The 10,424-nt window shown below is 73.3% G+C and carries 7 protein-coding genes; all 7 read left to right on the forward strand.

Annotated elements, in window-relative coordinates:
• The first annotated feature begins 63 nt into the window (after positions 1 to 63).
• The gene (locus ACIRST_RS36800; protein ID WP_350526349.1) at positions 64 to 687 is read left to right on the forward strand and encodes a helix-turn-helix domain-containing protein; all 624 of its coding nucleotides are present in this window, start codon (positions 64 to 66) and stop codon (positions 685 to 687) included.
• A gap of 137 nt (positions 688 to 824) precedes the next feature.
• Positions 825 to 2,972 (forward strand): MMPL family transporter, encoded by a 2,148-nt coding sequence (locus tag ACIRST_RS36805; protein WP_350526350.1) that lies wholly within the window; start codon positions 825 to 827, stop codon positions 2,970 to 2,972.
• Positions 2,973 to 3,186: 214 nt separating this feature from the next.
• A complete protein-coding gene (locus ACIRST_RS36810; RefSeq protein WP_402808089.1) occupies positions 3,187 to 4,560 on the forward strand; it encodes a condensation domain-containing protein in 1,374 nt (457 codons plus the stop codon).
• A gap of 228 nt (positions 4,561 to 4,788) precedes the next feature.
• Complete coding sequence (sbnA, locus tag ACIRST_RS36815; RefSeq protein WP_350526814.1) at positions 4,789 to 5,802, forward strand: 2,3-diaminopropionate biosynthesis protein SbnA; 1,014 nt, start codon at positions 4,789 to 4,791, stop codon at positions 5,800 to 5,802.
• Complete coding sequence (gene sbnB, locus ACIRST_RS36820) at positions 5,796 to 6,800, forward strand: 2,3-diaminopropionate biosynthesis protein SbnB (protein ID WP_350526813.1); 1,005 nt, start codon at positions 5,796 to 5,798, stop codon at positions 6,798 to 6,800. The genes sbnA and sbnB overlap by 7 nt, the downstream gene beginning before the upstream one ends.
• Before the next feature lie 60 nt (positions 6,801 to 6,860).
• On the forward strand, positions 6,861 to 7,076 hold the full coding sequence (locus ACIRST_RS36825; RefSeq protein ID WP_350526812.1) for an MbtH family NRPS accessory protein: 216 nt from the start codon (positions 6,861 to 6,863) through the stop codon (positions 7,074 to 7,076).
• Positions 7,077 to 7,290: 214 nt separating this feature from the next.
• A partial coding sequence (locus ACIRST_RS36830; protein WP_402808093.1) for an amino acid adenylation domain-containing protein occupies positions 7,291 to 10,424 on the forward strand: 3,134 nt, incomplete at its 3' end.

A 10,424-nucleotide genomic window follows, 5' to 3' on the forward strand; every position in this document is an offset into this window, starting at 1 on the left:
GCAAGCAAAATCTCCTTGCAAAGAAGACTTGCAAGGAGATTTTGCAACCCCTACAGTGGTGGCATGGTCGATCGCGATGCGAAGCCGGTCACACGTGAGGTCACCGACATCGAGGCACTACGCCTGTTGGCGCACCCGCTGCGGAACCGGATCGTGCAGCAGCTCAGGTCCGGGCCGGCCACCTCAACCACGCTGGCCAAGGCCCTCGGCGAAAGCAGCGGCCTGACCAGTTACCACCTTCGACAGATGGCTCAGCACGGCTTCATCGAAGAGGTCCCGGAACTCTCCAAGGGCCGGGAACGCTGGTGGCGCACGGCGCCGGTGGATCTGCGGATCCCCCGCCGGGTCGACCAGAGTCCGGAGATGCGTGCCGTCATCGACGAGATGACCAGGCTCGACCTGGCCTTCGACCTGGAGCACTTCGCCAGGCTCCAACTGGAGGCCGGATCGGAGGACGGGCCCTGGGGAGAAGGACTGCCCATCTCCCGGGGGCAGATCAAGGTCACCTACGACGAACTCCTGGAGTTCTTCGAGGAGTACATCAAACTGCTCTACCGCTACAAGCGCCCCGAGTCGGAAACCCCGCCGGGCGCCCGCGCGGTGCTCACCCGGTTCTTCGCCTTCCCGGCGCAGCCCGCAACCGGCGGGATACCGGACGAACCCGGACCGGACCGTCCGAACAACTGATCCCCGTGCGTTCCCGGAAAGGGAACACCGGGCCGTCCAGCGGCAACTGGGCGACCCGGCAGCGGAAGTCGCAGCACCACGCCGAATCGACGTGGCTTCATCGAATTGCACGCCTCCACAGATGAGGAGAACATCCCATGTCGGGATCCAGCAAGTCCGGCGGCGGATTCCTCGGGTTACCGGGGAGCCGGGTGGGCAAATGGCTGGTGCTGGTCGCCTGGATCATCGCCACCGTCGTTTCGGTACCGCTGGGCGCCAAGCTCTCCGGTGTCGAGAAGAACAGCGTCACCGTCGAACTCGCCCGCGGGGCCGAGTCCACCAACGCGGCCAACGCCGCCGACAACTTCCCCGACGCCAAGATCTCCAACGGCATCGTGGTCTACGTCCGTGACTCCGGTGTCACCGAGGCCGACAAGGCCAAGGCGGAGGCCGACCGCAAGGCCTTCGGGGACTGGGCGGTCGGACCGGTGCAGGCCGTCTCCACCTCCTCCGACGGCAGGGCGCTCAGCGTCGTCGTCCCGCTCGACAGCAACACCACCAAGCTGCCCGTGGACGCGGAGAAGGTCCGCGACCAGGCCACCGGCAACCTGCCGGACGGGCTGACCGCCAAGCTCACCGGCCCGGCCGGGTCCTCGCTGGACGCCGCGGACGCGGCCAAGTCGACCGGACACGTGCTGACCCTGGTCACCATCGTCGTCGTGGCCGGCCTGCTGCTCTACACCTACCGCAGCCCCTCGCTCTGGCTGCTCCCGCTGCTGACCGTCGGCTTCGCCTTCGCGCTGTCCCGCGGCCTCACCTACGTGATGGCCGAGGTCACCGGCGTCACGGTGGACTCCGGCAACGGCATCGTGGTCACCGCGCTGCTGTTCGGCGTCGGGACCGACTACGCGATGCTGCTGCTCGCCCGGTACCGCGAGGAACTGTACGAGCACGAGGACCGGCACGTCGCGATGAAGATCGCGCTGCGCCGTTCCGTCCCGGCGATCGGCGCCTCCGCGGCGACCGTCGCCATCGCCCTGCTCTGCCTGCTCGCCGCCGACATGGGCTTCAACTACACCTTCGGACCGGCCGGCACGCTCGCCGTGATCTGCGGCTTCATCGCGATGACCACGCTGCTGCCGGCGCTGCTGGTGATCCTCGGCCGCTGGATCTTCTGGCCGGCGATCCCGCGCCCCGGGGCACCGCTGACCGGCCGGCGCGCCAAGGCCGCCCGCAACGGCACGGTCTGGGACCGCATCGGCACCCGGATCAGCCGTCGGCCCCGGACGGTCTGGCTGACCTCCGCGCTGCTGCTCGGCGTGGTGGCGTTCGGCTCGGTCGGCATCAAGACCGGTCTGGACGACGCCCACGTGGTCACCGGCAAGCCGGGCTCGGTGGCCGGCCAGGAACTGCTGGCCGCGCACTTCCCGGCCGGCCGGACCAAGCCCGTCATCGTCATCTCCGACACCGGGGCGGCCACCGCGGTCGCCGCCGCGGTCAAGGGCGTCGACGGGGTGGCCGAGGTCAGCGCGCCGAAGGCCTCCAACGACGGCTCCCAGACCATGGTCCGGGCCGTCCTCAAGGACGCCGCCGACAGCCCGGCCGCCGTCGCCGCCGTGGAGCGGATCCGCACCGCGGCCCACGCGGTGCCCGGTTCCAACGCCCTGATCGGCGGCCCCACCGCCATCGAGCAGGACAAGGAGATCGCGCAGGCCCACGACCGCAAGCTGGTCATCCCGCTGGTGCTGGCCGTGGTCTTCCTGATCCTGATCGTGCTGCTGCGCGCACTGGTCGCCCCGGTGCTGCTGATGCTCACCGTGGTGCTGTCCTACTTCGCCGCGCTCGGCATCAGCTGGCAGCTGTTCGACAAGGTGTTCCACTTCCCGGCCGTGGACATCCAGGTCATGCTGATGGCCTTCCTGTTCCTGGTCGCCCTCGGGGTGGACTACAACATCTTCCTGCTGCACCGGATCCGGGAGGAGGTCGGCGCGCTCGGGCACGCCGACGGCATCCGCCGCGGCCTGTCCGCCACCGGCGGGGTGATCACCAGCGCCGGCGCCGTCCTGGTGGCCACCTTCGGTGCGCTCACCGCCTCCCCGCAGACGGCGTTCATCGAGATCGGCACCATGGTGGCGCTCGGCGTCCTGATCGACACCTTCCTGGTCCGCTCGGTGCTCGTCCCGGCGCTGGCGATCGACACCGGCCGGAAGTTCTGGTGGCCGGGCCGGCTGTCCCGGCTGACCGGCGGTCCCGGGTCGGTCGCCCAGGACCCCGCCCCGCTCAGCCTGGTGGACTCCGCCGGCTGAGCACCCCGTGAACTCCGTGGTTGCGGCCTCTCCGGAGAGGCCGCAACCACGGTTCGGCGTTTCCGGGGCCGGACGGACGGGCGTCGCCGGCCGGTGACGGGGAGCCGATATGGGCGCGCTATAGCCGGGTGCCGGACGGTGGTCCGAATCCCACCGGGTGGCCCGCCCGGACCCCGGAGCGTGGGCCCGGTGACCGGCCCCTGGGAGCCCGTCCATGTCGCCCGACCAGCAGGACCGGCCGTTGCCGGCCGACCAGCAGTACCGGCCGTTGTCGGCCGGCCAGCAGATGATCTGGACCGCGCACCGCGTGGCCCCGCAGAGCAGCGCCTACGTCATCGCCGTCGCGCTGCGGATCCGCGGCGAGCTGCGCACCGACGCGCTCGCCACCGCCGTCGACGCCCTGGTGGCCCGGCACGAACTGCTCGGCTCGGTCGTCGTCGAGGACGCCGGCCGGCCCCGGTTCGCACCCGCCCCCGACACCGGACGGGTCCTGCGCGTCGAGGACCTGCCCGAGGAGGGCGAGGCGGCCTTCCTCGCCGCCGTCCGCGACCGCTGCCGGGAGGGGTTCGGACCGGCCGAGGAGCCGATGGTCCGGGTGACGGTGCTGCGCCGTCCCGGGCAGGAGGCCGCGCTGGTCCTCACCGCGCACCACATGATCAGCGACTACGCCTCCCAACACGTGATGCTGCGCGAGCTGTTGGAGAACCACCACGCACTCCTCGCCACCGGCGCCCCGCTGCCGCGGCCCGCCGCCTTCCCGTACCGGACGTACGTCGCCGAGGAGCGCGGGCTGCCGGGCACCCCCGCCGCCGAGCGGGCCGAGAGGCACTGGCGGTCGGTGTGCGAGGGCTCCGAACCGATCGGGCTGGCGCTGGACCGCCCGCGCCCCGCGGTGCCCGGATACCGCGGCGGAACCGTCGAACTCGACCTCACCGAGCGCGAGTTCGCCGGGATCAGGGAGCGGGCGGCACTGGCCGGCACGATCCCGTTCGGCTACCTGCTCGGGCTCTTCCAGGCCGCCCTGTACCGCTACACCGGCCGCCGGGACTTCCTGATCGGCGTCCCGGTGTCGCAGCGGCGCCGACGCGCCGACGCCGTCGGGTACTTCGCCAGCACCGTGCCGCTGCGGGCCCGCTTCACCCCCGGCACCACCGTGCGCGACGCGGTGCAGTCGGTCGGGCGCCAGCTCGGCGAGGCCCGGGTGCACGCCCGCCACCCCGTGACCCCGCCGCTGCGGGTCGCCCTCACCATGATCACCACGGACCGGCAGCTGCCGGTGCTCGACCACGTGCCGGCCGGCACGCCGTACGGGCCGGAGCGCGAGTACCTCGGGCTGCGGATCAGCCGGATCGGGATCAGCCAGCAGGAGGGCCAACTCGACCTGGTGGTGCGGCTGGAGGAGAGCGGTGGCGCGCTCAAGGCGGTGTTCGCCTACGACGGGGACCTCCTCGACCGCGCCACCGTGCAGCGGATCGCCGACTACTTCGGGCGGCTGCTCGACCGGGCCGCCGTGGACACCCGGATCGACGACATCCGGCTCGCCGACCGCACCGACCTGGCCGACCTGCTCGCCCTCGGCCAGGGTTAAGTGTCCTCGGCCAGGGTTGAGTGCCCCCGCAGGGCGTCGCCGCGGGCGCGCGGGGGCCTATAGGTCGGGTATAGCGCGGCGACGGAGGCTGGGGGAGTGCGGACGGTGGCGGCGGGACAACCGCCCCCCGGTCGCCGCGCGGCGCCGCCCCCGTGAGCAGACGCCGGGGGCGGACACCGGGGCCCGGAACCACGCCCGGACCTCGTACGAACCCACGAAGGGGACACCGTGGCCGAATCTGGGCCCAGAGGGATTCTCTCCACGATCGGGAACACTCCGCTGGTACAGCTGGACCGCCTGCTCCCGGGGTTTCGCGGCAGGGTCCACGCCAAGCTGGAGCGCTTCAACCCGGGTGGCAGCATCAAGGACCGCTCCGCGTACAGCATGGTGCGGGCCAAACTGGCCTCCGGCGAACTGCAGCCGGGGCGTTCGGTGGTCGTCGAATCGAGTTCGGGCAACCTGGCGATCGGGCTGGCGCAGGTCTGCCGCTACTACGGCCTGCGCTTCATCTGCGTCGTGGACGCCAAGACGACGGAGCAGAACCTCGCGATCCTGCGCGCCCTGCAGGCCGAGGTCGAGGTGGTCACCGAGGCCGACCCGGCCACCGGCGAGTACCTGCCGATGCGCCTGCGCCGGGTCCGCGAGCTGGTCGCCGCCCTGCCCGACGCGTTCTCGCCGAACCAGTACGCCAACCCACTCAACCCGTCCGCCCACTACGAGACCATGCGGGAGATCGCCGAGGCGCTCGACGGCCGGGTGGACTACGTGTTCTGCCCCACCAGCACCACCGGCACCCTGCTCGGCTGCCGCGCCTACATCGCCGACCAGGGACTGGACACCCGGCTGGTCGCGGTCGACGCCGTCGGCAGCGTGCTGTACGGCCGCGGCGACGGCCGCCGGCGGCTCATCCCGGGCCACGGCGCCTCGGTGCGCCCGCCGCTGCTCGACCCGACCGCACCCGACCACGTCGTCCACGTGAGCGACCTCGACTGCGTGGTCGGCTGCCGACGGCTCGGCCAGCGCGAGGCGATCCTCGGCGGCGGCTCCTCCGGAGCGACCGTCGCCGCCCTGGACAAGCTGGCGCCGACCCTGCCGGACGACGCGGTCTGCGTCCTGGTCTTCCCGGACGGCGGCGACCGCTATCTGGACACCATCTACTCCGACAGCTGGGTGCACGAGCACTTCGGGGAAGTGACCCACCTGTGGAAGGAATCCCGGGAAGGGGTGCCACAGCCTTGCTGATCCTTCGACACGACGACGTCCGGCGGATCCTGGACGGCCGGACGGCCGAGCTGATCGACCTGGTCGCCGAGGCCTACCGGGCGCACCACGAGGGCCGTTCCTCGTTGCCGCACTCGGTCTTCCTCCGCTTCCCGGAGCAGCCGGCCGACCGGGTCATCGGACTGCCCGGCTACCTGGGCGGGGAACGGCCCGTCGCCGGGATGAAGTGGATCGCCTCGTTCCCCGGGAACCTCGCGGCCGGCCTGGCCCGGGCCAGTGCCGTCATGGTGCTGAACTCGCCGGCCACCGGCCACCCCGAGGCGCTCGTCGAGGCCTCGCTGATCTCCGCCCGGCGCACCGCGGCCAGTGCCGCGCTCGCCGCGGGCCTGCTGCTGCCCGACGGCGGCGCCGGCACCACCGGCGTCACCCTGGTCGGCACCGGGGTGATCAACGGCGAGGTCCTGGCCGCCCTGCGCGTCCGGCTGCCGGACCTCGCCGAGGTGACCGTCCACGACCGCGACCCGGAGCGGGCCGAGCGGTTCGCCCGGGTCACCGCCGACGAGACCGGCCTCAAGGTCGGCCGGGAGGACAGCCTGCCGGCCGCACTCGCCGCGCACGGCCTGGTCTCCTTCGCCACCACGGCCGGCGAACCGTACGTCGACCCGGCCGACGTGCCGGCCGGCTCCACCGTCCTGCACGTCTCGCTGCGCGACCTGCACCCGGAGACCGTCCTGGGCAGTCGCAACGTCGTCGACGACGCGGACCACGTGTGCCGGGAGCGCACCTCGCTGCACCTCACCGAACAGCGCGTCGGGAACCGGGAGTTCATCGAGGCGGAGATCGGCGCCCTGATCGGCCCGGACGCCGCCCCGTTCGTCCGGGACCGCGAGCAGACCGTGGTGTTCTCGCCGTTCGGCCTGGGCGTGCTCGACCTCGCGCTCGCCGACTTCGTCCGGCACGAGGCCCGCCGCCAGGGCCTCGGCCTGACCGTGGACGGCTTCCTGCCCCAGCACGACTGACCCACCGACAGCAGTCCGACACCGGCGGCCGGCGGGCCGCCGCGACGAGAGGAGGCCACGATGGCCGACGAAGCGAACGACCGGGTCCACCTCGTGGTGCACAACGACGAGGAGCAGTACTCGATCTGGTGGGCCGAGCGCGAGGTGCCGGCCGGCTGGTACCGCGAGGGCACCGAGGGCACCCGGGCCGAGTGCCTGGCCCGGATCGAGGAGGTCTGGACGGACATGCGGCCGCTGAGCCTGCGCCGCCGGATGGAGCAGGCCGGCGCGGTCTGACCGCGGACGAGCCCGCCCCCCGGGCCCCGGGCCGGTCCGCCGGCCTGGGGCCCCGCCGTCGAAGTCCGCCGTCGAACTCCGTCCTCGAACCCAGCCGTCGAGCTCCGCCGTCGAGCTCCGCATCAGAACTCCCGCCTGCGAACTCCCTTCTGCGGGCGACGAACCACCCGCCGCGAGGCGATCGAGCATCCGCGCACAGAGCCCAGGAGTAGTGGTGACATCCCAGCTGAGGCCCCAGAAGTCGACCGCGGCCCGGCCCTCGGCCGGGCACGCGCTGCCCGGCCTGTTCGCCGAGCAGGCCCGCCGCACCCCCGATGCGATCGCCGTCGAGACCGCCGACGAGCGGATCGACTACCGCACCCTCGACTGGAGGGCGGACGCCCTCGCGGCCCGCCTCGCCGCGCGCGGGATCGGCGCCGGCGCGCTGGTCGCCGTGTGCCTGCCGCGCGGCGCCGACGTGGTGAGCGCGCTGCTCGCCGTCTGGCGGGTCGGCGCGACGTACGTCCCGCTCGACCCCGCCCACCCCCGCGAGCGGCTGGCCTGGCTGCTGGAGGCCACCGCGGCGCCGCTGGTCCTGACCGACCGGGCCACCCGGGCCGTCCTGCCGCAGGACGCCCCGGCCGGCTGCCTGGACGAGGACTGGCCGACCGACGGCGACGCCACCCCGGTCGCGCCGTTCCCCGTCGAGCCGCTCGACGCCGCCTACGTCATCTTCACCTCCGGCTCGACCGGCCGCCCCAAGGGCGTGGTGGTGCCGCACGAGGGCATCGCCAACCGGGTCGGCTGGACGGTCCGCCGCCACGGGCTCGGCCCGGGCGACCGGATCCTGCAGAAGACGACACTCAGCTTCGACGCGGCGGGCTGGGAGATCTTCGCGCCGCTGGTCAGCGGGGCGACCGTGGTGATGGCGCCGCCCGGCACCGAACGCGACCCCGCGCTGATGGTCGCCACCGTCGCCGAGCAGCGGATCACCGTGCTCCAGGTCGTCCCCTCGGTGCTGCGGCTGCTCACCGAGCAGCCCGGGTGGGAACGCCTCGACTCGCTGCGGCTGCTGTTCTGCGCCGGCGAGCCGCTGCGCGCCGAACTGCTCCGCAAGCTCCCCGCCGGGCTGACCGACGGCGTCTGGAACACCTACGGCCCCACCGAGTGCTCGATCGACGTCACCGCCCAGGAGGTCGACCTCGACCAGGCGGACGGCCCGGTGCCGATCGGCCGGCCGATCGAGGGCATGCGGGTGCTGGTGCTGGACACCGCCGGTGAGCCGGTGCCGATCGGCGTCCCCGGCGAGCTGTACGCGGGCGGCCCCGGCGTCGCCCTGGGCTACCTGAACCGTCCCGACCTGACCGCCGAGCGCTTCGTCCCGGACCCGTACGGCCCGCCCGGCGGCCGGCTGTACCGCACCGGCGACCTGGTGCGCTGGCGCGCCGACCGGACCCTGGAGTACCTGGGCCGGCTCGACCAGCAGACCAAGGTCAACGGCGTCCGGATCGAGCCCGGCGAGATCGAGGCGGCCCTCGCCACCCACCCCGGCCTGCACGCGGCCGCCGTCACCGTCGCCACCGGCCCGGACGGCGCCGTCCGCCTGGTCGCCCACGTCCGGCCGCAGGCCGAGCGGATCACGTCGGCCGAGCTGCGGACCTTCCTGCGCGACCGGCTGCCCGAGGCCATGGTCCCCGCGCTGTACCGCAGCGTCGAGCAGTTCCCGCTCACTCCCAGCGGCAAGACCGACCGCCGGGCACTGGCCGCCGAGGCCGCCGCCGACATCGCCCGGCCCGCGTTCGTCCTCCCGGCCGGAGCGGCCGAGCGGGCCGTCGCCGAGGCCTGGGCCGCGCTGCTGCCCGCCGAGGCGATCGGCCGCGACGACGACTTCTTCCAACTCGGCGGCTCCTCCATCCTGTTCACCCGGCTGCTGGCCCTGCTGCGGGAGCGCTCGGAGCGCGAGATCGACCTGCGCGAGCTCTTCACCGCCACGACCGTGCGCCGGCAGGCCCTCCTGCTCGCCCCCGACGGCGGCCGGCACACTGCGATCACCCCGGTGCCCCGCACCGGGCCGCTGCCGCTCTCGCCCGCCCAGCAGCGCTTCTGGTTCCTCGACCGGATGGACCCGGGCAGCTCCGAGTGGGTCACCCCGCTGCTGGTGCGGCTGCCCGCCGGCGTCACCGAGGAGCGGCTGCGCGCCGCCCTGTCCGCGCTCGCCGGCCGGCACGAGATCCTGCGCACCCGCTACCTCACCGTGGACGGCGAGCCCCGCCAACTGGCCGACCTGCCGGCCGAGGCCCCGCTGACCGTCCGGGAGACCGGAGCGGACGGCGTCGCGGCCCTGCTCGCCGAGCGGCTGGCCGAGGGGTTCGACCTGGAGCACGGCCCGGTCTGGCGCGCCCTGCTGCTGAAGCCGGCCGGACAGGACCCGCTCCTGGTGGTGACGATCCACCACATCGCCTCGGACGGCCGGAGCTCGGTCGTGCTGGAACGCGATCTGCTGGACCTCTGCGCCGGCCGCGAGCCGGCCGAACAAACCGTCCAGTACGCGGACTTCGCCGCCTGGCAGAACCAGCGGCTGACCCCGGAGCTGGTCCGGCCGCAACTGGACTTCTGGCGGGAGCGGCTGGCCGGGCTGGAGCCGCTGGAGCTGCCCGCCGACCGGCCCCGGCCGGCCGTGCGCGACTCCCGCGGCGGTGTGGTCGAGTTCAGCGTGCCGGAGGACCTCACCGGCCGCCTGCGCGCCCTCAGCCGCCGACGCGGGACCACCCCGTTCATGACCCTGCTGGCCGCCTACGCGGTGGCGCTCGCCCGGCACACCGGCCGGGAGGACATCGCGGTCGGCACCCCCGTCCTCGGGCGCAGCCGCTCCGAGGCCGCCGACGTGGTGGGCTGCTTCCTCAACAACCTGGTGCTCCGCTGCGACCTCGCCGGCGACCCGACCTTCGAGGAACTGCTGGACCGCGTCCGGGAGACCTCGCTGGCCGCCCTCGCCCACCAGGACCTGCCGTTCGAGCGCCTGGTCGAGGAGCTGAGCCCCGAGCGCGACACCTCGCGCACCCCGCTCCACCAGGTCGCCTTCGACTTCCAGGACGAGGGTGCCACCGGCACCGCCCTGGACGACGCGGACCTCGCGGCGCTCGCCGCGGGGTGGCGGGTCGCCAAGACCGACCTGACGCTGTTCGTCCAGCACACCGTGGGTGGTGGGTTGCGGGGGCAGGTGGAGTTTGCCTCGGCGTTGTTCGATCGGGTGTCGGTGGAGGGGTTTGCGGGTCGGTTCGTGCGGTTGTTGGAGGGGTTGGTGGGGGATCCGTCGGCGCGGGTGTCGTCGGTGGGTTTGTTGTCGGTGGGTGAGTTGGCGGTGGTGGC

Origin of the sequence: Kitasatospora sp. NPDC101447 (assembly GCF_044767225.1) — a bacterium.
In the GTDB taxonomy this organism is placed as follows: domain Bacteria; phylum Actinomycetota; class Actinomycetes; order Streptomycetales; family Streptomycetaceae; genus Kitasatospora.